23 protein-coding genes, 1 tRNA gene and 1 pseudogene are annotated in these 22,706 nt (G+C 68.0%); 8 read left to right on the forward strand and 17 right to left on the reverse strand.

All coding sequences use genetic code 11. From position 1 onward, the window contains the following. Window positions 1-776 (reverse strand): 13E12 repeat family protein (locus QSJ18_RS18625; protein ID WP_286328138.1); only part of this gene is annotated, 776 nt, incomplete at its 3' end. Between the two features lie 226 nt (window positions 777-1,002). Then, window positions 1,003-1,084, reverse strand: a tRNA-Leu gene (locus tag QSJ18_RS18630). A gap of 76 nt (window positions 1,085-1,160) precedes the next feature. On the opposite strand from QSJ18_RS18630, the gene QSJ18_RS18635 reads away from it, so the two are divergent. Together QSJ18_RS18635 and QSJ18_RS18640 are read left to right on the forward strand one after the other, a co-directional pair. After that, on the forward strand, window positions 1,161-1,646 hold the full coding sequence (locus tag QSJ18_RS18635; protein WP_286328139.1) for a transcriptional regulator: 486 nt from the start codon (window positions 1,161-1,163) through the stop codon (window positions 1,644-1,646). Beyond that, a complete protein-coding gene (locus QSJ18_RS18640) occupies window positions 1,643-1,993 on the forward strand; it encodes a DUF3817 domain-containing protein (protein WP_286328140.1) in 351 nt (116 codons plus the stop codon). Before QSJ18_RS18635 ends, QSJ18_RS18640 begins: the two co-directional genes overlap by 4 nt. Window positions 1,994-2,021: 28 nt before the next feature. On the opposite strand, the gene rdgB is transcribed toward QSJ18_RS18640, so the two are convergent. The 11 genes from rdgB to clpS all read right to left on the reverse strand — a co-directional run bounded on the left by rdgB (window position 2,022) and on the right by clpS (window position 9,665). Beyond that, window positions 2,022-2,642, reverse strand: coding sequence for an RdgB/HAM1 family non-canonical purine NTP pyrophosphatase (gene rdgB, locus QSJ18_RS18645; protein WP_286328141.1), 621 nt, complete (start codon window positions 2,640-2,642; stop codon window positions 2,022-2,024). Further along, window positions 2,639-3,394 carry a ribonuclease PH gene (gene rph, locus QSJ18_RS18650; RefSeq protein WP_286328143.1) on the reverse strand — a complete coding sequence of 252 codons (756 nt, stop codon included), beginning with the start codon at window positions 3,392-3,394 and terminating at the stop codon, window positions 2,639-2,641. Before rph ends, rdgB begins: the two co-directional genes overlap by 4 nt. A 29-nt stretch (window positions 3,395-3,423) precedes the next feature. Then, a complete protein-coding gene (locus QSJ18_RS18655) occupies window positions 3,424-4,191 on the reverse strand; it encodes a cyclic nucleotide-degrading phosphodiesterase (RefSeq protein ID WP_286328144.1) in 768 nt (255 codons plus the stop codon). Window positions 4,192-4,280: 89 nt separating this feature from the next. Next, a complete protein-coding gene (gene murI / locus QSJ18_RS18660; RefSeq protein WP_286328171.1) occupies window positions 4,281-5,090 on the reverse strand; it encodes a glutamate racemase in 810 nt (269 codons plus the stop codon). Next, window positions 5,087-5,740, reverse strand: coding sequence for a rhomboid family intramembrane serine protease (locus QSJ18_RS18665; RefSeq protein WP_286328145.1), 654 nt, complete (start codon window positions 5,738-5,740; stop codon window positions 5,087-5,089). Before QSJ18_RS18665 ends, murI begins: the two co-directional genes overlap by 4 nt. 85 nt (window positions 5,741-5,825) lie before the next feature. Further along, the gene (locus QSJ18_RS18670) at window positions 5,826-6,794 is read right to left on the reverse strand and encodes a PLP-dependent cysteine synthase family protein (protein WP_286328146.1); all 969 of its coding nucleotides are present in this window, start codon (window positions 6,792-6,794) and stop codon (window positions 5,826-5,828) included. Window positions 6,795-6,800: 6 nt separating this feature from the next. Further along, window positions 6,801-7,073: a MoaD/ThiS family protein gene (locus QSJ18_RS18675; protein ID WP_286328147.1), complete on the reverse strand. Its 273-nt coding sequence runs from the start codon at window positions 7,071-7,073 to the stop codon at window positions 6,801-6,803. 1 nt (window position 7,074) lies between these two features. After that, a complete protein-coding gene (locus tag QSJ18_RS18680) occupies window positions 7,075-7,497 on the reverse strand; it encodes a M67 family metallopeptidase (protein WP_286328172.1) in 423 nt (140 codons plus the stop codon). Between the two features lie 85 nt (window positions 7,498-7,582). Further along, on the reverse strand, window positions 7,583-8,704 hold the full coding sequence (locus tag QSJ18_RS18685) for a P1 family peptidase (RefSeq protein ID WP_286328148.1): 1,122 nt from the start codon (window positions 8,702-8,704) through the stop codon (window positions 7,583-7,585). 13 nt (window positions 8,705-8,717) lie between these two features. Then, window positions 8,718-9,296 (reverse strand): oxidative stress transcriptional regulator AosR, encoded by a 579-nt coding sequence (gene aosR / locus QSJ18_RS18690; RefSeq protein ID WP_286328149.1) that lies wholly within the window; start codon window positions 9,294-9,296, stop codon window positions 8,718-8,720. 18 nt (window positions 9,297-9,314) lie between these two features. Then, window positions 9,315-9,665: an ATP-dependent Clp protease adapter ClpS gene (clpS, locus tag QSJ18_RS18695; protein ID WP_286328150.1), complete on the reverse strand. Its 351-nt coding sequence runs from the start codon at window positions 9,663-9,665 to the stop codon at window positions 9,315-9,317. A 19-nt stretch (window positions 9,666-9,684) separates the two neighbouring features. On the opposite strand from clpS, the gene QSJ18_RS18700 reads away from it, so the two are divergent. The 5 genes and pseudogenes from QSJ18_RS18700 (at window position 9,685) to glgB (ending at window position 18,171) form a co-directional block, all read left to right on the forward strand. After that, on the forward strand, window positions 9,685-10,989 hold the full coding sequence (locus tag QSJ18_RS18700; RefSeq protein ID WP_286328151.1) for a nicotinate phosphoribosyltransferase: 1,305 nt from the start codon (window positions 9,685-9,687) through the stop codon (window positions 10,987-10,989). Window positions 10,990-11,034: 45 nt separating this feature from the next. Beyond that, a pseudogene (locus QSJ18_RS18705) lies at window positions 11,035-11,642 on the forward strand (isochorismatase family protein). 75 nt (window positions 11,643-11,717) lie between these two features. Continuing rightward, window positions 11,718-13,808 carry an ATP-dependent DNA helicase gene (locus tag QSJ18_RS18710; protein WP_286328152.1) on the forward strand — a complete coding sequence of 697 codons (2,091 nt, stop codon included), beginning with the start codon at window positions 11,718-11,720 and terminating at the stop codon, window positions 13,806-13,808. A 132-nt stretch (window positions 13,809-13,940) separates the two neighbouring features. Next, window positions 13,941-15,941, forward strand: a complete 2,001-nt coding sequence (locus QSJ18_RS18715; protein ID WP_286328153.1) for a maltotransferase domain-containing protein — start codon at window positions 13,941-13,943, stop codon at window positions 15,939-15,941. Beyond that, window positions 15,907-18,171, forward strand: coding sequence for a 1,4-alpha-glucan branching protein GlgB (glgB, locus tag QSJ18_RS18720; protein ID WP_462476118.1), 2,265 nt, complete (start codon window positions 15,907-15,909; stop codon window positions 18,169-18,171). The genes QSJ18_RS18715 and glgB overlap by 35 nt, the downstream gene beginning before the upstream one ends. Before the next feature lie 25 nt (window positions 18,172-18,196). Here the strand turns inward: glgB and QSJ18_RS18725 are convergent, their stop codons facing one another. From QSJ18_RS18725 to QSJ18_RS18740, 4 genes are all read right to left on the reverse strand, one after another. Continuing rightward, on the reverse strand, window positions 18,197-19,123 hold the full coding sequence (locus QSJ18_RS18725) for a tetratricopeptide repeat protein (RefSeq protein WP_286328173.1): 927 nt from the start codon (window positions 19,121-19,123) through the stop codon (window positions 18,197-18,199). A 59-nt stretch (window positions 19,124-19,182) separates the two neighbouring features. Continuing rightward, window positions 19,183-20,421 (reverse strand): MFS transporter, encoded by a 1,239-nt coding sequence (locus QSJ18_RS18730; protein ID WP_286328174.1) that lies wholly within the window; start codon window positions 20,419-20,421, stop codon window positions 19,183-19,185. Between the two features lie 73 nt (window positions 20,422-20,494). Next, window positions 20,495-20,842, reverse strand: a complete 348-nt coding sequence (locus QSJ18_RS18735) for a DUF3817 domain-containing protein (protein WP_286328155.1) — start codon at window positions 20,840-20,842, stop codon at window positions 20,495-20,497. Window positions 20,843-20,914: 72 nt separating this feature from the next. Further along, on the reverse strand, window positions 20,915-22,120 hold the full coding sequence (locus QSJ18_RS18740) for an acetyl-CoA C-acetyltransferase (RefSeq protein WP_286328156.1): 1,206 nt from the start codon (window positions 22,118-22,120) through the stop codon (window positions 20,915-20,917). 102 nt (window positions 22,121-22,222) lie between these two features. On the opposite strand from QSJ18_RS18740, the gene mce reads away from it, so the two are divergent. After that, window positions 22,223-22,696 carry a methylmalonyl-CoA epimerase gene (gene mce, locus QSJ18_RS18745; protein ID WP_286328157.1) on the forward strand — a complete coding sequence of 158 codons (474 nt, stop codon included), beginning with the start codon at window positions 22,223-22,225 and terminating at the stop codon, window positions 22,694-22,696. Window positions 22,697-22,706 lie beyond the last annotated feature (10 nt).

A 22,706-nucleotide genomic window follows, 5' to 3' on the forward strand; every position in this document is an offset into this window, starting at 1 on the left:
GTCTGATATTTCGGCATGCCCTGCAACACACCCGATTCCGCAGCCATCGCTGCCGCATCCAACACTTGTTCCAATGCCTCGGCCCGACGACGCGTGGCCGGGCGGGCATCGGGTGACCCATCCGGCTGCGGGCGTGGCGCCGACAGCGCATCCACCGCGCTCGCGAGTTTCGCGCCGATCACCGCATCCACATCCCCGACAATCGCCACCCGACCATCCGCGGTCACCGTCACATCCAACCGATCGACACTGCGATCCTCCCCGGCCGGCACCCCCGCTGCGGAGTCGTCAGCCTCAAGGTTCCCCAGAGTGCGGGCCCGGGCGGCCACCTCGGCCGGGGTGGCCCCCGAGAACACTTGCGCGACAAGATCGGTCACATACCGTTGGCGCGACTCATCGTCGAGAGGCTCGCGACGACGAGCACCGATATGCACGATCCCACGCATCACCGCATCGGCATGCTCGATCGAGACCACCCCATCAGCGAGATGCGCGGCCAACCGTGGCGCCAGATCCAGCGAGGCCGCGACTCGAATCAGCCGCGACGCCACCACCGGTGCGCACCCCGCCACGATCAACAACTCCCGCAACGACCGGCCCTGCCGGTCGGCAACATGCAGTCGGTCGAGCATCGACACCAACGTCACCGCATGATGGTCGAGCACCGTACGCAGCCGTAGTACCGTGCGCAGGGCGTCGAGGGCGGTCGGGCCATCCAGCCGTGTGTAGTCGGGCGGCTTTTCGGTGAGGGTGTGGTGCAGTTCGGTGAGGTCCATACCCCCACCATACTCGAACACGTGTTCGATGCAAGAACTATTTGTGCAGGTCAGACCACCCGCACCACCAGTGAACCCCAGTGAACCCCAGTGAACAGAAATCACACCGACCGCGAAGCGCCTCACCGCAGCGCACCAACGCTCTCGTACTTGTGGACGGTGAGCCCCACAAACGCAATAAGCCGCGCCATCGTCTGTCAACGATGTCGCGACTCATCACAAAACGTGCGCGAGGGGGGACTTGAACCCCCACGTCCGTAGACACTGGAACCTAAATCCAGCGCGTCTGCCAATTCCGCCACTCGCGCGTGCGGTCACCGATTGTGACCACGACAACCCTACCGCCCGACCATCGATCAACGCAGGCCAGGTACCTTCGAGGGTATGTCCAGTTCGACTCGTCGCACGCACCGACCTGCCCTGATCGCGTTCGTGGCGATCGCGGCGCTGGCGTGCCTGGCGCTGGCCTGGTGGCAGTGGGATCGGTACGAGTCGGCATCGGGAACGGGCCAGAACCTCGGCTACGCCCTGCAGTGGCCGGCCTTCGCCGTCGCCGTCATCTACGCCTATCGACGCTTCGTGGTGCTGGAGAGCAATCCGGATGAGGCCCGCAAGATCGCCGACCGTCAAGCCGCGACCGCCATCCCCGACGGCATACTTCCCGACCGGCCGTCGACGCCGAGCGCGTCGTCGCTGACCTTCCGGCCCGACGCCGATGCCGACGATGATCTCGCCGAGTACAACCGATTCCTGGCCGACCTCGACGCACAGGATCACCAGGCCCCCCGCGTCGCTCCCAATATCGGCGCCCGCACCACCAACGCGTCCACGCAGCCTGCGGCCGGCGCATCTGAGGAAGGAACTCCGTGACCGAAACAGCCCGACCATCCGACGACGTGACCGCGCCTGTCGAGAAGATCCGTGGCGCCCTGCTGCGCTACCGGGTGTTGGCCTGGGTCACCGGTGTCTGGCTGCTGCTGCTCGTGGTCGAACTCATCCTCAAATACGGCTTCGACGTCGATGCCCTCGACTTCGTGCCGATCGCACACGGTTGGATCTACTTCGTCTACCTGATCATGGTGATCGATCTCGCGATCAAGGTGCGATGGCCGCTCGGCAAGATCGTGATCACCGCGATCGCCGGCACCATCCCGTTCCTGTCGTTCTATTACGAGCACATCCGGGCGAAAGAAGTGAAGGCCCAGTTCGGCATCTGAACCTGCGCCGCCCTCGGGAGTACCTGGCTCAGCCCTCGGCGAGCGCACGCAGCGCCGGGACGAGTTGGGCCAGCGCCTTGCCCCGGTGGCTGAGCGCGTCCTTCTCAGCCGGTTCCAGTTCGGCCGACGACCGCCCCGCCGCGGACGCATCGTCGGGCACGAACAGCGGGTCGTACCCGAACCCGTTGGGACCGCGCGGAGTACGCACGATGGTGCCCCGCCACTCGCCGCGCACCACCGTCTGTTCGCCGTCCGGGGTGATCAGCGCACACGCCGAGACGAAGGCCGCACCCCGACGCGCGTCGGGCACATCTTCGAGCTGACCGAGCAGCAACTCGTTGTTGGCGGCGTCGTCGCCGTGTCGTCCCGACCATCGCGCCGACAGCACGCCAGGCATCCCGTTGAGGGCGTCGACGGACAACCCGGAGTCGTCGGCCAGACACGGCAACCCCGTTGCGGCCGCCCCCGACCGCGCCTTGATCACCGCGTTGTCCTCGAAGGTCGCGCCCGTCTCGGGCTCTTCGGGGAACTCGGGTACCGCGTCGAGGCCGACGACTTCCAGACCGGTGATCCCGGCGGCGTCGACGACCCGTTGCAACTCGGCGAGCTTCTTCGCGTTTCGGCTGGCCAGCAGGATCCGGGCCGTCACGGCTTACCCGGGAGTTCTCCGGGGTACGGCTGTGCCAACACCTCACGCTGGGCGGCGAAGAGCTTCTCGGTGCCGATCGCGGCAATGTCGAGCAGCGAGTCGAGCGTCGACCGTGCGAAGGTCGCGCCCTCGCCGGTGCCCTGCACCTCGACGAGCGTGCCCGCGTCGGTGGCGACGACATTCATGTCGACCTCGGCGCGCGAGTCCTCCTCGTAAGGCAGATCCAGCCGCACCCGGCCGTCGACGACGCCGACACTCACCGCGGCGATCGCACACGACAGCGGCTGCGGATCCTTGAGCCGCCCCGCCGCGCCCAGCCAGGTGACCGCGTCGGCGAGCGCGACATAGGCACCGGTGATCGCGGCGGTCCGGGTACCGCCGTCGGCCTGCAGCACGTCGCAGTCGAGGGCGATGGTGTTCTCGCCCAGCGCGGCCAGGTCGATGCACGCGCGCAGCGAGCGACCGATCAGCCTGCTGATCTCGTGGGTACGGCCACCGATCTTGCCGCGGACCGATTCTCGCGAGGACCGCTCATGGGTCGCCGCTGGCAGCATCGCGTATTCGGCGGTCAGCCAGCCCAGACCCGAGCCGCGCCGCCACGGCGGCACGCCCTCGTTCACGCTGGCGGTGCACATCACCCGTGTCTGCCCGAATTCGACGAGGACCGATCCCGCCGGGTGCGCGGTGAATCCGCGGGTGAAGGAGATGGGACGCAGTTCGTCATCGGCACGGCCGTCAGCTCTTGTGGTCACCCGACAACCTTAACGAGGTCATCCGACGCTCAGGCGCCGACCTCGATGACCTGCCCGGGACGGACCACGTGGATGGGACCGGAGAAGGTGCGGGCGGCTTCGGCGACGATCTCGTCGGTGTCCGACCAGGGGGCGATGTGGGTCAGCGCGAGCACCTTGGCGTTGGCCTTCGTCGCGGCCTCACCGGCCTCGATGCCGGACAGGTGTAGATGCGGTGGCCGCTCACTCGGCGCATGGGTCCACGACGCCTCGCAGAGGAAGATGTCGGCGTCGGCGGCCAGATCCACCAGTTCGTCGCACATCGCGGTGTCCCCGCTGTAGGCGAGCACCGCCCCGTCGGGACCAGTCACCCGTAGGCCGAAGGTGGCAGGCGGATGGTCGACCTCGAAGGCTGTGAAGGACATCCCGCCGAGCCCGACCTCCATGCCGTCGTGCCATTCGTGTACGTCGAAGGTGTCGGTGATGTCGTCGATCTGCCCGGGGAACTCCGACGACCCCGCACCGATCCGCAGCGCGGTGCCCGCCGGCCCGTACATCGGTGCCCGCCCGACCGCGGGCTGCGGCGCGAACCGGCGCCAGACCAGCATCGCAGGTAGATCCATGCAGTGATCGGCGTGCAGGTGGGACAGCACCACCGCGACCTCGTTCGGATCGACGACACTCTGCAGTTCACCGAACACGCCCGGCCCGCAGTCCATCAGCACCGGCTGCTCTCCCGGCAGCGACAGCAGATAGCCGGAACAGGCCGCACCAGGCCCGCCCACACTGCCCGAACATCCGAGAACCGTCAGCCGCATAGGCCCTACCTTGCCACGTCATCCGGGCGGTGGGTCCGGGTACCGGGTCACAAGTCCAACTCGTCCCACCCAGCGGATGATTCGGCGTGTCACAGGTGCTGGACGTCGCCGATGACCGGTCCGAGGAATCTGCTGGACAACCGGGCGAAGAAGTCCGGATCGCCGGTCGCCTGGAAGACACGTGTCGCGTCGCGACCGGTGTGCGGATGCAGCAGATCGGCTTCGGTGAGCACCCGGAAGAGTTCCTTGGCGGTCTCCTCCGCGCTGGACACCAGGCTCACCTCGTCGCCCATCGCCAGTTGGATAACGCCCGACAGCAACGGATAGTGCGTACACCCCAACACCACGGTGTCCACACCCGCTTCCTGGAGCGGTTCGAGATAGCCCTGGGCGAGGCCGAGAATCTGACGGCCACTGGTGATGCCCCGCTCCACGAAGTCGACGAACCGCGGACACGGCACCGCCGTGATCACCGCGTCCCTGGCCGCCGCGAACGAATCCTGGTAGGCCCGGGACGCGATGGTGGCCTCGGTGCCGATCACCCCGATCCGGCCGGTCTTGGTGGCGACCACCGCACGGCGCACCGCAGGCAGCACCACCTCGACCACCGGGATCGGCGCATACCGTTCCCGCGCGTCGCGCAGACATGCGGCCGATGCGGTGTTGCAGGCGATGACGATCGCCTTGACACCTCGCTCGGCGAGGTCGTCGCCGATGGCGAGCGCATGCTTGCGGATCTCGGGAATGGTCAGCGGACCGTACGGTCCGTTACCGGTGTCGCCGATGTAGACGATGTCCTCGTCGGGCAGGAGGTCGATGATCGCGCGTGCGACGGTCAGTCCCCCGACCCCCGAATCGAACACACCGATCGGCGCCTGCCGCTGCGCGTCGGTGACTATGACGCCACCCCCGGCACCCGACCGCCGGCACCGTTGTCGGACTTCGCCTTCTTCCGGCGGTCCCGTTCGGCGAGATACCACGCGGCGAGCACGCCGCCGATGGCGCCGAAGAGGTGCGCCTGCCACGACACCGACGAGTCGGTGGGCAGCACACCCCACAGCAGCGACCCGTAGATCAGGAACAGCACCACACCGCCGAGCACCTGCCACAGGTCGCGGTTGAACAGACCGCGGATCAGCAGGAACGCGAGCCAGCCGAAGATCACCCCGGACGCGCCGACGGTGATCGTGTACGGCGGCGCGAACAGCCATACGCCCAGCCCCGACACGAGCCACACGATGCCGGTGACGATCAGAAAACGCTGCGTCATCAGCAGCAGAAAGCACAGCACGACACCTGGGATGAGGTTCGCGAACAGATGCGCCCAGTCGGCGTGCAGCAGCGGCGCCCAGATGATGCCGTCGAGTCCGCCGAGCTCACGCGGTTCGATCCCGTTGTCGTCCAGGTCGAATCGGGTGGCGGCGTCGATGAACTCGATCACGAACAACGCCGCGACCAGGATCGCCGTGGTGATCAGCGATCGCAGCCACAGCGGCTTCGGTGTGGGGGCCGGCGCGTCGGGTTGCCCGACCGGGACGGGATAGGTCATCTACCGCTTTCTGCATCTCACGTGACACCGGAGCCTGACACCGTGCCCCGACACCGGGCAACCGAGTCGGACAGCGGAGCGGGACTCAAGCCCAGAGCTGGCCTTCCAGTGCCTGTTCGGCATCCTCCAGGCTACCTTCGTAGGCTCCCGTCGATAGATACTTCCACCCCGCGTCGGGGACCACGAATCCGATGTCGGCGTGGCGGCCCTCCTTGAGTGCGCGCCGGCCGATGCCCCGCGCGGCCTGCAGGATCGCCCCGGTGGAGATACCCGCGAAGATGCCCTCGGTCTCGATCAGCTCGCGGACGCGGGCCACCGCGTCCACACCTTGCACCGAGTAGCGACGGGTGAGCACGGTGGCGTCGTACAGTTCGGGCACGAATCCCTCGTCGATGTTGCGCAGTCCGTACACCTCGTCGCCGTAACGCGGTTCGGCCGCGACGATCTCGATGTCGGGGTTGCGTTCCCGCAGGTAGCGGCCGACGCCCATCAATGTGCCGGTGGTGCCGAGTCCGGCGACGAAATGGGTGATCTCGGGCAGGTCGGCGTACAACTCGGGCCCGGTGCCCTCATAGTGGGCGGCGACGTTTGCCGCGTTCCCGTACTGGTAGAGCATCACCCAATCGGCGTTTTCGGCCGCGAGTTCCTTGGCCATCGCGACCGCCGTGTTGGAGCCGCCCGCGGCCGGTGACGAGATCACCTGGGCACCGAACATATGCAGCAGGGACCGACGTTCCTCGGAGGTGTTCTCGGGCATCACACAGATGAGTCGGTAGCCCTTGAGTTTGGCCGCCATCGCCAGGGAGATGCCGGTGTTGCCGCTGGTCGGTTCCAGGATCGTCGAACCGGGAACGAGCGTGCCGTCCCGCTCGGCCTGCTCGATCATCCGGAGTGCCGGACGGTCCTTGATGGATCCGGTCGGATTCCGGTCTTCGAGTTTCGCCCATAGCCGCACATGCGGACCGTCGGTGTCGGACCAGCGCGGGGACAATCGCTGCAGACCGATCAGTGGGGTGTGCCCGACCGAGTCGATCAGGGATTCGTAACGTGCCACCTGCGCTCAGCCGCCCGCCACCGCAGGCAGGATGGTGACCTCGTCGCCGTCGTCGATGGCGGTGTTCAGCCCACCGGAGAAACGCACGTCCTCGTCGTTGACGTAGACGTTGACGAACCGGTGCAGTTTGCCGTCGGCGACCAGCCGCTCCTTCAGGCCGGGGTTGACGCTGTCGAGGTTGTCGATCAGCTCGGCCAGGGTGGCGCCGTCGCCGTCGACGCGCTTCGCGCCGTCGGTATGGGTACGCAGAATCGTCGGAATCGAAACGGTGACCGGCATGTCAGCTCCTGGGGTCGGCGGGATGGATGTCGATGGGCTCTTCGGTGACCGCACCGTCGACGATGCGGTAGCTGCGGATCTCGGTGGTGTCGGCGTCACGGGTGGAGATCAGCACGTAATGCGCCTGCGGTTCGCCCGCATAGGAGATGTCGGTGCGACTCGGATACGCCTCGGTGGCGGTGTGCGAGTGGTAGACGACCACCGGGTCCTCGTCGAGGCGGCCCATCTCCCGCCAGACCTTGAGCTGCTCACCGGAATCGAATCGGTAGAAGGTCGGGGATCGTTCGGCGTTGACCATCGGGATGAACCGTTGCGGCCGATCGCTGCCCTCCGGCCCGGCGATCACCCCACACGCCTCGTCGGGGTGGTCGGCGCGCGCGTGCGCGACCATCGCATCGACGAGATCCTGGCCGATCCGCAACATCTTGTTCGTCATCCCATCCGTCGACCACAGTTGTGCACCGATGCACCTGGGCGCACCGGCTTCGGAAACGCCGCCACCGGCGCGACTATTCCCGACGACCGACGGTGCGCATCACCGACGGTGCGACGTCGGTGTATGCGGGGATCCCGGCCACCGGGCTCGCCGCGACCACCGCATCGATTACCGCCCGCGCCGTGACATCGGCCGCACAGGCGCACACCTGGGCGAGGATCGGGGCCTGGGAGTACATCCCGGCCGGCATCGCCTGCGCCTGTCCCGCGCGCGCTCCGGTCGCGACCGCGAAGATGGTGTCGCCGTCGAGCGGTGAATGCGCAGGCCGCACCGCCCGCCCGAGCCCATCGTGGGCAGCCATCGCGACGCGACGCGTCATCGCCTGGTCGAAACCGGCGTCGGTGGCAACCACCCCGATGGTCGTGTTGAGCACGGTCGCCTTCGCGGCCAAGTCACGCAGGCGCGCGATATCGGTGGCGTCCGGACGGCGCAAGCGGTAACGGTCGAGCAGGTCGTCGTCGGCACCCCAGGGCAGTCCGGTGGCCGGATCGAGGACCGCCCCGACCGGGTTCGCGACCATCAGTGCGCCGACCGTGATCCCGGCGGCCGGGCCGTCGGCGATCGTCACCGACGCCGTGCCCACCCCGCCTTTCAGCGCACCCGCACGGGCACCGGCCCCCGCACCGACGCTGCCCACCTCGAAGTCCGCGGCGGCCGATGCCACCGCAGACCGCCCGAAGTCGGCGTCCGGGCGCGACCGCCAATCCCCCACCGGCAGATCGAAGATCACCGCGGCCGGCACGATCGGCACCACATGTCCGGCGGCGTCCATGGGTAGCCCGACACCCGCTTCTTCCAGCGCGGACATCACGCCGTCCGCTGCGGCAAGCCCGTAGGCGCTGCCCCCGCCGAGCACGATCGCATGTGCGGTCTGGACGGTGTTGGACGGATCGAGGAGGTCGGTCTCCCGAGTCCCCGGACCACCTCCACGAACGTCGACGGCCACCACCGGTCGGGTCTGCGTCGTCGGCGGGGCGTCCACCCGGATGACCGTGATCCCGGTGGCCCAGCCATGACCGGGCCGACCGTCGGGCCCCGGCTCGGCGACGCGGGCGTCGGCGTCGATCCGGTGGTGATGGCCGACAGTCACCCCGACGACGTCGGTGATCCGATCTCCCGCTGCGCTCGCTGTCACGGCCGGTTTCCCGTCACCCCATCAGCGCTTCGACGAGTAGATCCTGGACGACGGTCAGCCAGTGATACACCTCGAGATGCGCGGCATGCGGATGGTCATCCGGCAGCCGGTCGGGTGTGTCCTCGGAGATACCGAGCATCGCCCCCAGAGCGAGGCGCACATCGTTGAGGGCGGCCAGCCACGCGCCTGCCTCGTCTTCGGAGAGGGCGATGTCGCCGCCACCGGCGGGCAAGGTGTCCAGCAGGATGTGCGCCGCGTCGAGTTTGGCGTCGATGATCTTCGGTTCGTTCACGCTGCGCAGCGCCGCGTTCATATTGCCGTTGACCACGTCGGCGGCCATGCTGCGGTCCTGATCGGGCCGGTGGAAGTCGGGCAGCAACCGGCCCAGCGTGGCATCGCCCGGCGCCTGTGCGTGTCCGGTCCGGATACCGGTGATCGTCGACAGTTCGTCGGCGGGCGCACTCTGCGCCCGCTCGTCGAGCAGTTCACACAACGAGTTCACCAACGACGCGAGCAGTTCGGTCTCGTGCACGTCGAGGTTGGAACAGATACGTACCGACGACCCGCGTCCCTTGCGTTTCCAGCTACGCACGCCCTCAGATTCCACCCATCACGAATCGCGCTGCATGGTCGCCCACAGTCCGGCCGCATGCAGCTTGCGGACGTCGGCCTCCACCTTCTCGCGGCCACCGGTGGACACCACGGCCTTGCCCTCGGTGTGCACCTGCATCATCAGCTGGTTGGCCTTGGATTCGGAGTAACCGAAGATCTTCTGGAAGACAAAGGTCACGTACCGCATCAGGTTGACCGGATCGTCCCACACGATCGTGACCCACGGCCGGTCGAGTCCCGCCGCGCTGTCGGCGACCTCCGGTTCGGCGACGGCGGTACCGGTACCGGATCCGTCGTCACCGCGCCCGCCGCGGGTAGCCTCGTGCGCACGAGTTACGTCAGGCGACATACGAATAGGGTAAGCGATCGTGACCATCGACAACACCGCGCTGCTGACCGATCAGTACGAGCTGACCATGGTCGCGGCCGCGCTGCGACAGCCGATCGCGCATCGGCAATGTGTCTTCGAGGTCTTCGCCCGACGCCTGCCCGACGGTCGCCGCTACGGGGTCGTGGCGGGCACCGGCCGGCTCCTCGACGAACTGACGAACTTCACCTTCGGCGACGCCGAGATCGATGTGGTATCCCGGTTCCTCGACGCCGACGCCATCGCCTGGCTGCGTGACTACCGATTCCGCGGCGACATCGACGGCTACCGCGAGGGCGAGCTCTATTTTCCCGGCTCCCCGATCCTGACGGTGCGGGCGAGTTTCGTCGAGGCGGTGTTGCTGGAGACGCTGGTGTTGTCGGTCCTCAACCATGATTCGGCGATCGCCTCGGCGGCCGCCCGGATGGTCAGCGCCGCCGGCTCGCGACCCATCATCGAGATGGGGTCACGCCGCACCCACGAACGCGCTGCGGTGGCCAGCGCGCGCGCCGCCTACCTCGCCGGCATCTCCGCGTCGTCGAATCTGGAGGCCAACCGCCGCTACGGTGTGCCCAGCGCGGGTACCGCGGCCCACGCGTTCACCCTCGGGTTCACCGGCCCGAACGGCCCCGACGAGAAGGCCGCCTTCGCCGCCCAGATCGACGCGCTGGGTGTCGACACCACCCTCCTGGTCGACACCTACGACATCACCCAGGGTGTCCGCAACGCGATCGAGGTCGCCGGCCCCGAACTCGGTGCGGTGCGCGTGGACTCCGGCGATCTGGGTGTCCTGGCCCGGCAGGTCCGCGAACAGCTCGACGGTCTCGGCGCCACCAGGACCAAGATCGTCGTCTCCGGCGACCTCGACGAATATGCGATCGCCTCGCTGCGCGCCGAGCCGGTCGACATCTATGGGGTGGGCACCTCGCTGGTCACCGGTAGCGGTGCGCCGACCGCAGGCATGGTCTACAAACTCGTCGAGGTCGACGGTCTGCCGGTCGCCAAACGCGCCAGCCACAAGGAGTCCCGCGGCGGCGCGAAGACGGCGCTGCGCGCGGCCCGCCCGACCGGCACCATCGTCGAGGAGATCCTGCTGCGTGCGGGTACACCTCGTCCGGACGCCGACGGGCTGGAACTGCGAGACCTGCAGATCCCGCTGGTTCGTGGTGGTGAACCGGCGACCGGCCTGCCCTCACTCGCCGACGCGCGCACTCATCTCGCCGCCGGCCTGGTCAGCCTTCCCTGGGAAGGTCTGGGCCTGTCGCATGGCGACCCGGCCGTCCCGACCCGCTACCAGCTGGACTGATCTTCACCGCCGCAGCTCACGCCGACCCCGATCTGAAGGACCTTCATGCCCGACCATCGCTCCGAGGACACCCCAGCCGATGTCCTGATCATCGTCGATGTGCAAAACGACTTCTGTGAAGGTGGCGCGCTCGGGGTCCACGGCGGTGCCGCGGTGGCCTCGGCGGTCACCACCCTGCTCGATGAGTACAAGACGGTCGTCGCGACCCGTGACCATCACATCGATCCCGGCGACCATTTCGCCGACCACCCCGACTTCGTGGACTCGTGGCCGCCGCACTGCGTGGCCGGTACCGACGGGTCGCCTTCCACCCGTCCTTCGAGGTGGGGCGGGTGGCCGCGGTGTTCTCCAAAGGCGAGTACAGCGCGGCCTATTCGGGATTCGAGGGGGCAGATGACAACGGCACGCCCCTCGGGCAGTGGCTGCACGACCACGGCGCGAGAAGTGTCGACGTGGTCGGCATCGCCACCGACCACTGTGTCCGTGCCACTGCGGTGGACGCGGCGGGCGCCGGGTTCCGCACGCGGGTCCTGTTGAATTTCACCGCGGCGGTGGGCGCCGATACCGTCAAGATGGCCTTGGGCAGGATGCGCGAGGCCGGCGTCGAACTCGTCGGAGATCTGCTCTACGCCGGCACCCCGCGCGCCGACTGACCCGCATCGGGTCCGCCCGCAGCCCAGACCGACCATGCACCAGCCCACCACTCACCAGACGGATCACACCCGAAGATGTCACAGCTCCCTCCGGTGACCGCGCTGCTCGACACCGCGGTCACCGCCCTGTCCGGCCGTCGTCGCGACGGTCAGGTGTCGATGGCGACGGCGGTCGCCCATGCCATCGACTCCGGCGAACACCTGGCCGTGCAGGCCGGTACCGGCACCGGTAAATCGCTGGCCTACCTGGTGCCCGCCATCCGGCATGCCATGGACAGCGGGAAGACGGTCGTCGTGTCCACGGCGACCATCGCGCTGCAACGTCAGCTCATCGAACGTGACCTCCCCCGCCTGGCGAAGGCACTGGCCGGCTCGCTGGGACGAGAACCCACCTTCGCGATCCTCAAGGGACGATCGAACTACCTCTGTCTCAACAAGATTCACAGCGGAACCGCAGACGAACCGGACGGCGAGCTGTTCGATCCATTCGAACTCTCCCGTACCGGCCGCGAGGTCACCCGGCTACGCGAGTGGACCAGCGACACCGAGACCGGCGACCGCGACGACCTGACCCCCGGTGTCTCGGATCGGTCGTGGCGTCAGGTCAGCGTGTCGGCGCGCGAATGCCTCGGCGCGGGCAACTGCTCCTACGGCGAAGACTGCTTCGCGGAGAACGCGCGGCGCCATGCGGGCAAGGTCGACGTCGTGGTCACCAATCATGCGATGCTCGCCATCGACGCCACCAGTCCCGCGAACATCCTGCCCGAACACGATGTGGTGATCATCGACGAGGCACATGAGCTCGTGGACCGGATCACCTCGGTGTCCACCGCCGAGGTGTCGGCGTCGGTGGTCGCCACCGTGGCGCGCCGGTGCGGCAAACTCGTCGACGAGGAGACCGCCGACGCCCTGCTCGGTGCCGGCGAGGTGCTCGGTGAACTTCTCGTCGACGCCCCGCACCAACAGTGGATGAGCCTGCCGGAGACGACTGCGACGGTACTGATCGGTCTGCGTGACCGGCTGTGGCAGACGCGGACCGCGATCGGCCCGGTCCGGGCCAATGGTGCGGGAGACGAGTCGGCCGCCGCCGCCCGGTCGGCCGCGCTGACCTCCCTCGACGACCTGCACGACACGGTCGTCCGCATCCTTGGCGCCTTCGACGAACCCGACGAGTCCAAACGCCGCGACGTCGTCTGGGTCGCCGAGGAGCGGGCCGGGCGGGTCGGCTCCGGGGAGACCCGCGCCGTCCTGCACATCGCCCCGCTGTCGGTCGGCGGCTTATTGCGCGCCACCCTGTTCGCCAATTCCACGGTGGTATTGACCTCGGCGACCCTGACCGTCGGCGGCAACTTCGACGCGCTGGCCGCCACCTGGGGTCTGCCCGCGTCGGGCCGCGGCACCGACACCCCGCGCACCGACGACGATCCGCAGGTCGGTCCGGTCTCCGACATCACCGCCAACGGGAAGTCGGTCCCCGCCGATTCGTCGGTGGTGCGCTGGACCGGCCTGGACGCCGGCTCCCCGTTCGACTACCCGTCGTCGGCGATCCTCTACGTCGCCCGCCATCTGCCCCGGCCCGGTCGCGCCGGGGTCTCACCGGAGACCGTGGACGAGCTGGCAGGTCTGATCGAGGCCGCCGACGGCCGCACACTCGGCCTGTTCTCCTCGATGCGGGCCGCCCGGGAGGCCGCCGAGGCGATCCGGGAACGCTGTGACTTCCCGATCCTGTGCCAGGGCGACGACACCACCTCCACCCTGGTACGCAGATTCGCCGAGGACCCCAAGACCTGCCTGTTCGGCACACTCTCCCTCTGGCAGGGCGTCGACGTCCCGGGCCCGTCGCTGAGCCTGGTCATCATCGATCGGATTCCGTTCCCGCGGCCCGACGACCCACTGCTCACCGCACGACAGCGCGCCGTCGACGCCCGGGGCGGCAACGGCTTCCTGTCGGTGGCCGCCAATCACGCGGCACTGCTCCTGGCGCAGGGTGCGGGCCGACTGCTTCGCGCGACCGATGATCGAGGGGTGGTCGCGGTACTCGATTCGCGGTTGGCCACCGCCGGTTACGGCGGTTACCTGCTGGCGTCCCTGCCACCGTTCTGGCGCACCACCGACCGTGCCGTCGTCCGCTCGGCCCTGTCCCGGCTGAACTCCCCTCGTTCCTGACCGCCCGTATGCGACGCCCGGCCGCCCGGCGCGGTGACGACGAGACAAACCTCGCCCTGGCGCATAGGTTTGTAGCCGGTGACACCGGGGCATACCGGCGACCACGGCGGGAGCCGACGAAAGGAGACCCGAGTGATCGGGCGGATGGGCATCGACGACATCGCCCCCATGGTGTCGGCCGGTCAACAGCCTACGAAAGCGGTTGTCGGAGAACTCGTTCCGGTGAGCACGACGGCCTGGCGCGAAGGACATGACGCACTCGGGGTAACGCTGCACGTCGAGACGCCAGGGCGCGAGGTGCTCGACATCCCGATGGTCGCGGCGCCCGTCGAAGACGCGTTCAACGCAGCCTTTGTCCCGGACGCGGTCGGCTTCTGGACGTACCGGGTCGAGGCGTGGAGCGACCCGTACGCCACCTGGCGTTCGGCGGTCCGCAAGAAGCTCGACGCCGGTCAGGGAGCCACCGACCTGGCCAACGACCTGGAGACCGGGGCCCGTATCCTCGAAACCGCACTCGGCACGGTCCCCGAGGACGCCCACGAGCTACTCAACGACGCGATCCGAGCCCTGCGCGCGCGACGCCGACGCGTCGTCAACCGGGCGAATCTGGCGGTCTCCGACGAGGTGGCCGACCTCCTCCGGGCGCACCCGGTCCGCGAACTGGTGACCAAGAGCCGCACCTACCGCGTGTGGGCCGACCGCCGCCGTGCACTGGTCGGCTCCTGGTACGAGATGTTCCCCCGGTCCACCGGCGGCCGCGACGCCGAGGGGCGGCCAGTACATGGCACCTTCCTCACCGCCGCGACCGACCTGCCCCGGATCGCCGACATGGGCTTCGACGTCGTCTACCTGCCTCCGATTCATCCCATCGGTGCGGTGAATCGCAAGGGCCCCAACAACACTCTCGTCGCTGGTCCGGACGATGTCGGGTCGCCGTGGGCGATCGGGTCCGCCGACGGCGGCCACGACGCCATCCACCCCGAGTTGGGCAGTGTCGAGGACTTCGAGTACTTCGTCGGCCGCGCCGCCGAACTCGGCCTGGAGATCGCCCTCGATCTGGCCCTGCAGTGCGCCCCCGACCACCCGTGGGCAACCGAACACCCGGAATGGTTCGTCACCCAGCCCGACGGCACGATCGCCTACGCGGAGAATCCGCCGAAGAAGTACCAGGACATCTACCCGCTCAACTTCGACGACGACCGCAACGGCATCTACCGCGCCGTCCTCAAGGTGGTCCTGCACTGGGTGGGCCTGGGCGTCAACATCTTCCGCGTCGACAATCCGCACACCAAACCGCCGAACTTCTGGGAGTGGCTGATCGCCGAGGTCAAGAAGCGCCATCCCGATGTCCTGTTCCTCGCCGAGGCGTTCACCCGCCCGGCGCGGCTCTACGGTCTGGCCCGGCTGGGTTTCAGCCAGTCCTACACCTACTTCACCTGGAAGACCTCCAAGTGGGACCTCGAGGAGTTCGGCCGGGAGGTCGCCGCCCATGCCGACGAGGCACGACCGAACCTGTTCGTGAACACTCCCGACATCCTGCACGCCTCACTGCAGCACGGCGGGCCCGGAATGTTCGCGGCGCGGGCGGCACTGGCCGCGACACTCGCCCCCACCTGGGGTGTGTACAGCGGGTTCGAACTCTACGAACACGTCGCCGTCGCCGAGGGCAGCGAGGAGTACCTGCATTCGGAGAAGTACGAGCTGCGACCACGCGATTACAAGGCCGCGACGAGCCACGGCGAGTCACTGGAGCCGTGGATCACCTCACTCAACGCGATCCGGCGCCGACACCCGGCACTCCAGCAGTTGCGCAACATCACTTTTCACCACCTCGACAACCCGTCGCTGATCGCCTATTCCAAACTCGATCCGGTCTCCGGTGATCGGGTGCTGGTCGTCATCAACCTCAACCCGTTCGCCGCCGAGGACTCGACGGTGTGGCTGGACATGCCCGCACTCGGCTTCGACTGGCACGACCGCTTCCCCGTCATCGACGAGGTCTCCGGCGAGGAGTACTGGTGGGGACAGGCCAACTACGTCCGGCTGGAGCCGTGGCGGGCCGTCGCACACATCCTGGCCCTGCCGCGTCTGGATCCCGATGCGGCCCGACGACTGTCCTACCGAATCCGGTGAAGGGTGTGATGTGACGAAATCCCCGACGGCGCCGCAGCCGTTCGCCTCCGACCACGATCTGCGCAGGCTCGCCGCCCTGACCCACCCCGACCCGCACGCCTTCCTCGGTGCGCACGACGCCGGTGACGGCCACACGATCCTGCGCACGTTACGTCCCGACGCACTCTCGGTGTCGGTGGTCATCGGCGGTGTCGAGTATCCGATGCAGCACCAGACCGACGACCTTTTCGTGGTGACGGTGCCGATCCGCGATCTGATGGACTACCGGTATCGGATCGTCTATCCCGACGGCGCGGGCGGCACGGACGACTACGTGGTCGCCGACGGGTATCGCTTCCTACCCACCCTCGGCGAGGTCGACGAGCATCTGTTCTCCGAGGGACGGCACGAGTCGTTGTGGGAGATTCTCGGTGCCCGCGCCGCGAGCTACACCACCCCCGACGGACCGGTGTCGGGCACCGCGTTCTCGGTGTGGGCCCCGAACGCGTTGGGCGTCGCGGTGATCGGCGACTTCGACCGGTGGAGCGGCCGCACCGCACCGATGCGCCGCATCGGCAGCAGCGGGATCTGGGAAGTATTCGTTCCCGACCTCGGCGAGGGCACCCAGTACCGGTTCCGTATCCACGGCGCCGACGGCGTGATCCGGGACAAGGCCGACCCGATGGCCTTCCGCACCAACCCGCCGCCGTCCACGTCATCGGTGGTGACCACATCCGACTTCGAATGGTCCGACGCGGACTGGATCCGGCGACGCGAACAGTCGACGCCCACCGCCGAACCGATGAGTGTCTACGAGGTACATCTGGGTTCGTGGCGAGCCGGACTGGACTACCGCGAGCTCGCGCTGCAACTCGGTGAGTACATGCTGGAGAAGGGCTTCACCCACGTCGAGTTCCTCCCCGTCACCGAACATCCCTTCGGCGGTTCGTGGGGCTACCAGGTCACCTCGTACTACGCGCCGACGGCCCGCTTCGGCACCCCCGACGATTTCCGGTTCCTGATCGACCACCTGCATTCGGTGGGCATCGCGGTGCTCGTGGACTGGGTTCCGGCCCACTTCCCCAAGGACGACTGGGCTCTCGCGCGATTCGACGGCACCCCGCTCTACGAGCACGCCGACCCGATGCGCGGCGAACAGTTGGATTGGGGGACTTACGTTTTCGACTTCGGTCGCCGCGAGGTGCGCAACTTCCTGGTCGCCAACGCGCTCTACTGGTTCCGCGAATTCCATATCGACGGTATCCGCGTCGACGCGGTCGCCTCGATGCTCTATCTCGACTATTCGCGGGCCGACGGCCAGTGGCGCCCCAACGTCCACGGTGGCCGAGAGAACCTGGAGGCGGTGCAGTTCCTGCAGGAGATGAACGCGACCGTGCACAAACACTTCCCGGGTGTGGTCACCGTCGCCGAGGAATCCACGGCATGGCCCGGCGTCACCCAGATGACCGATCTGGGCGGCCTCGGTTTCACCTTGAAGTGGAATATGGGGTGGATGCACGACTCCCTCGACTATCTCTCACGGGATCAGGTGCATCGCAGCTTCCACCACCACGAGATCACCTTCTCGCTGATGTACGCCTGGAGCGAGAACTTCGTGCTGCCGCTCTCCCACGACGAGGTCGTGCATGGCAAGGGCACGCTGTGGAGCCGGATGCCCGGAACATCCTTCGTCAAGGCTGCCGGTGTCCGGCTCTATCTCGCCTACATGTGGTCACACCCGGGCAAGCAGCTCCTCTTCATGGGGCAGGAGTTCGGCCAGACCGGCGAATGGGCCGACAACCGCAGCCTCGACTGGCATCAGCTGCAGGGCTGGGAAGGTGAACTGCACTCCGGCATCTCGGCGTTGGTCACCGATCTCAACCGGACCTATCGTGCACGCCCGGCGCTGTACTCGCTCGACACCGCACCGGACGGGTACTCCTGGATCAACGCCGACGACACCGCCAACAACGTGATCTCGTTCCTGCGCTATGGCTCCGACGGCTCGGTCGTCGCCTGCCTGTACAACTTCTCGGGTTCCGATCGCACCGACTACGAGGTCGGACTACCCGAGGGCGGTGTGTGGGAGGAGATCCTCAACACCGACGCGGCAGCCTACAGCGGCGCGGGCCGGGGCAACCTCGGTGCGGTCACCGCCGACGGCCCGTCCCGCGACGGTCGGCCGGTGTCGGCACGGGTCACCCTGCCCGCGAACACCGCGATCTGGCTGGCGCCCCGACCGCGTGAGTGACCGGCCCAGCACCATGTGACCGGCGTTAGTACAGGGCGCTGGCGAGGCGTCGGCGCGCGCTGACGACGAAGGGTTCGGCCGGATCGAACAGCTCGAACAGTTCGAGCAGGCGGGTCCGCGCGCGGGTACGGTCGTCCCCACCGGTGACCTTGACGACGTCGATGATCCGGTCGAAGGCGGCCTCGGGGTTTTGTCCGAGCAGCAACACGTCGGCGGCGGCGAGCTGAGCGTCGACGTCACCGGAGGCGGCGGTCTGCACGATGGTCGGGTCGTGCGCTTGTGCACGCAACACGAATTCGAGGTTGCGGGCCGCGGAGGCGGCTTCGATGTTCTCCGGCTCGACGTCGGCGATCGCCCGGTAGGCGGCCAGCGCACCGTCGAAGTCGCCGTTGTTCATCAGATCCTCGGCTGCCACCATGCGCGGATCGTCGGGTTCCTCGGCCGGCGTCCCGGCACCGCCCGCCCCGGGCAACGCGTCGCCGACCTGGGCGAGGATGTCGTCGATCCATCCGCTGATCTCGGCTTCGGAACGCACGCCGTTGAACGCGGCCACCGGCTGCCCCTGCACGATGGCCACCACCATCGGAATGGACTGCACCCGAAATGCTTGTGCGATGCGCTGATTCGCGTCGACGTCGACCTTGGCGAGCGCCCAGCGCCCGTCGGCCGCGGCGGCCAGCTTCTCCAACACGGGTCCGAGCTGCTTACACGGTTCACACCATTCCGCCCACAGGTCGACGAGGACGAGCTGCTGCATCGAACGATTGAGCACCTCGTCTTCGAAGGTGGCCTCGGTGACCTCGAGGACGGTCTGCCCCGAAGGCACCGCGCCGGCGGGAGCCGGAGCGCCTGTTTCCGGTCCCGGGCCAGCGGGACCGCGCTGGGCCTGCGCTCGCTGGGCCTCCGCCCGATCCTTGAGTCCGCCGAGATCGACGGCTCCGGACATGGCCACCGAAGCGGCCGCCTGCTGACGAGCCGCCGCGGCGGCCTGCTGACGATTGGTTGGTCGCGTCACCCTTCTAGTGTGGCATGACCGGCGTCCCGGCCCTGCCCAGGTTCCCGACCCCGGTGATCGTGCCGGGAGTTCTCCCGCACCACGGACGCGGCCACAGCCGCGAACACGAGTGCGGCCACCGCGGCGATCAGGCCCGTGCCCAGCGTGCTGCGACTGCTGATGAACCCGACGACGGCCGGGCCGGCCAGCATGCCGAGGTACCCGCATCCGACCACCAGCGAGATCGTCCGGCCGCTCGATGCGACGGTCAGATTGCCGGCCGCGGTGAAGATCTGTGGGATCAGTCCGGCCAGTCCGATGCCGAAGACGGCCCAGCCCGCGATCGCCCAGCCCGCACTCGGGGCCAGGATCGCGCCGAGCATGCCGACGAGTCCGATCAGCGATCCGCCCCGCAGCACCATGACCGAACCGATCCGTGCGGCCACCCGATCGACGCCGAAACGCGCGAGGGCCATCGCAGCGCTGAACGCGCCGAAGGAGATCGCGCCGGTCGCCTCGGGTGTATCGAAGGTCTCGACGACGTGCAGAGCACTCCAGTCGTAGGCGGTGCCCTCGGCGAGCATGAGCGCGAAGGCGACCGCGGCCAGCAGTGCCAGCCTGCGCAGGTCCACTCCGGACCACCAGCGATCGCCGGCTGTCGCCGCGGCGTCGGCTGCGGGGCCGTCGGCTGCGGCGGTCCCGGCGGGACGTGCGGCGCGCAACAGTCCCCCGCCGACCGTGACGATCACCAGGACACCGACCACCGCAGCCGTCGCCACGGTCACGACGACCCTGATGTCGAGGGCGAGGGCAGCGGCCACGATCGCCGATCCGATCAGCGACCCGACGGAGAAATAGCCGTGGAACGCGGCCATGATCGGCCGCCGGTAGCGACGTTCGACGGCGACGGCCTGCGCGTTCATCGAGACGTCCAGCCCGCCGTTGGCGAAGCCGAACGCAGCCAGCGCAAGGGCCAGCTGTGGACCGTTGCTCGCCAGCACCGGCGTCACCACCGCCGCCGACAGCGACATAGCCGCGACGATCGTCAGCGGCGCCGACCCGAACCGATCGATGAGCGGGCCGCACAGCTGCATGCCGACGAAGGCCGACCCGCCGAGCAGGAGCAGCAATCCGCCGAGTTGTTCGTGGCCGACCCCCGTGCGTTCGCTGATGGCCGGGATATGGGCCACCCACATCGCGGCAAGAAACCCGTTGAGCGCAAAGACGACAGCCACCGAGACCCGGGCCCGGCGAATGCGGGAATCTCGGGTCTCGGTGGCCGTGATGTCGGAGGTAGCCGTGCTCGTCACCCTCTCATTCGGGTGAAGCTCAGGCCGGTGCCGCCGCCGACTGCTCGGTCGACAGTTCGGCAAGGTGTCCGTTACGTGCGGCCCACCACTCGAACACGATGGTGCCGAACGGCGGGATGCTGGACACCAGCGCCAGCAGCGTCACCTTCGCGTTCCAGCGCAGCGCGAACGCCGTCAGCAGCGCGACCAGGATGAACGCGACGAAGACGACACCGTGTGCCATACCCGGGACGAAGATCGCATCCTCATTGTCGAAGACGCGCTTGATCACCATCGCCACGATCAGGATCGCCCAGGTGATCGCCTCCAGGACGGCCACGAAGCGGAAGCGTTTGGCAGGTGTGGACAGGTCGAAGAACGAAGTCATGTCCACCATTGTGCCGAAACGGACACCGCAACTACGACCCGGTGTAGTAAATGTCTCCTTCGCGCGATCCACTCAAGCCTTGGGCACGCGGATGATCAGAGCGTCGCCCTGGCCACCCGCGCCGCACAGCGCGGCCGCACCGATGCCGCCGCCGCGACGCTTGAGTTCGAGGGCGAGGTGCAGGGTGATGCGCGCACCGGAGGTACCGATCGGGTGACCGATCGCAATGGCACCACCGTTGACGTTGACCTTCTCCGGATCGATGCCCAGCAGCTTGGTCGATGCCAGTCCGACAACGGCGAAGGCCTCATTGAGTTCGACCAGATCCAGGTCGGCCGGGTTGATGCCCTCACGCTCGCAGGCCTTGGCGATGGCGTTCGCGGGCTGCGCCTGCAGCGACGAATCCGGGCCGGCGACGACACCGTGGCGGCCGATCTCGGCCAGCCACTCGAGACCGAGTTCCTCCGCTTTGGCCTTGCTCATGACCACGACCGCGGCCGCGCCGTCGGAGATCTGCGACGAGTTGCCTGCGGTGATGGACCCGTCCTTACGGAAGGCCGGCCGCAGACCGCCGAGCGAATCGGCGGAGGTGTCGGCGCGGACACCTTCGTCGGCGGTGAACTCGATCGGGTCCCCCTTGCGCTGCGGGATGCTGACCGGCACGACCTCGTCAGCGAACACACCGTTCTTCCATGCCGCGGCCGCGAGCTGGTGGCTGCGAGCGGCGAACTCGTCCTGCTCGGCACGGGTGAAGCCGTCGGTGTCGTTGCCCTGTTCGGTCAGCGCACCCATCGGCTGGTCGGTGAAGGCGTCGTGCAGGCCGTCGAAGGCGAGGTGGTCGACGAGGGTGGTGTTGCCGTACTTGAAGCCATCCCGGCTACCCGGCAGCAGATGCGGGGCCTGGGTCATCGATTCCTGGCCACCGGCGACAACGACGTCGAACTCACCGGCACGGATGAGCTGATCGGCGAGGGCGATGGCGTCGATACCCGACAGGCACATCTTGTTGATGGTCAGGGTGGGCACATCCCAGCCGATGCCCGCCTTGACGGCAGCCTGACGCGCAGGCATCTGACCGGCGCCCGCGGTGAGCACCTGGCCCATGATCACGTAGTCGACGACGGAGGCGGGGACACCCGAGCGCTCCAGAGCACCCTTGATCGCCACTGCACCGAGATCGACACCGCTGTGTCCCTTGAGGGACCCCTGCAGGCGGCCGAACGGCGTGCGCGCACCCCCGACGATGACTGTGGTCGTCTGATCCGAATTCGCGGACATGTGCTTCCTACCTCCGACGATGAAGAGCTCCGGCGTTGATGCGAAGCCGCGGGCGCGACCGCCCGCTCTGTGTGTCTGGCCCCTCAACGCTACCGTTAGGAGATGACCACCTCAGCAGCAGACCCCAGTAGCCCAACCGCCGTGATCGCCGATCTCGTCGTCGCCATCGACCACGTCGGCATCGCCGTTCCGGATCTCGACGCGGCCAAGCAGTGGTACGCCACGCATCTCGGATTTCAGACCTTGCATCAGGAGACCAACACCGAGCAGGGCGTCGAAGAAGCGATGGTCGGTCTCGCCGACGGAGGCGCCGTGATCCAGCTCCTGGCTCCCCTCGACGAGTCGTCGACGATCGCGAAGTTCATCGACCGCAGCGGACCCGGTCTGCAGCAGCTCGCCGTCCGCGTCACCGACGTCGAGGAGGTGACCCGGCGACTGACCGACGCGGGTATCCGCGTGCTGTACCCGGCGCCCAAGCGCGGCACCGCGGACTCGCGTATCAACTTCGTGCATCCCAAGGACGCCGGCGGCGTGCTGCTCGAGCTCGTCGAGCCCGCCGCATCGTCCTCCCACTGAACGACAAGCC

The sequence above is a fragment of the Gordonia heveisoli genome, assembly GCF_030315745.1.
Taxonomy (GTDB): Bacteria; Actinomycetota; Actinomycetes; order Mycobacteriales; family Mycobacteriaceae; genus Gordonia.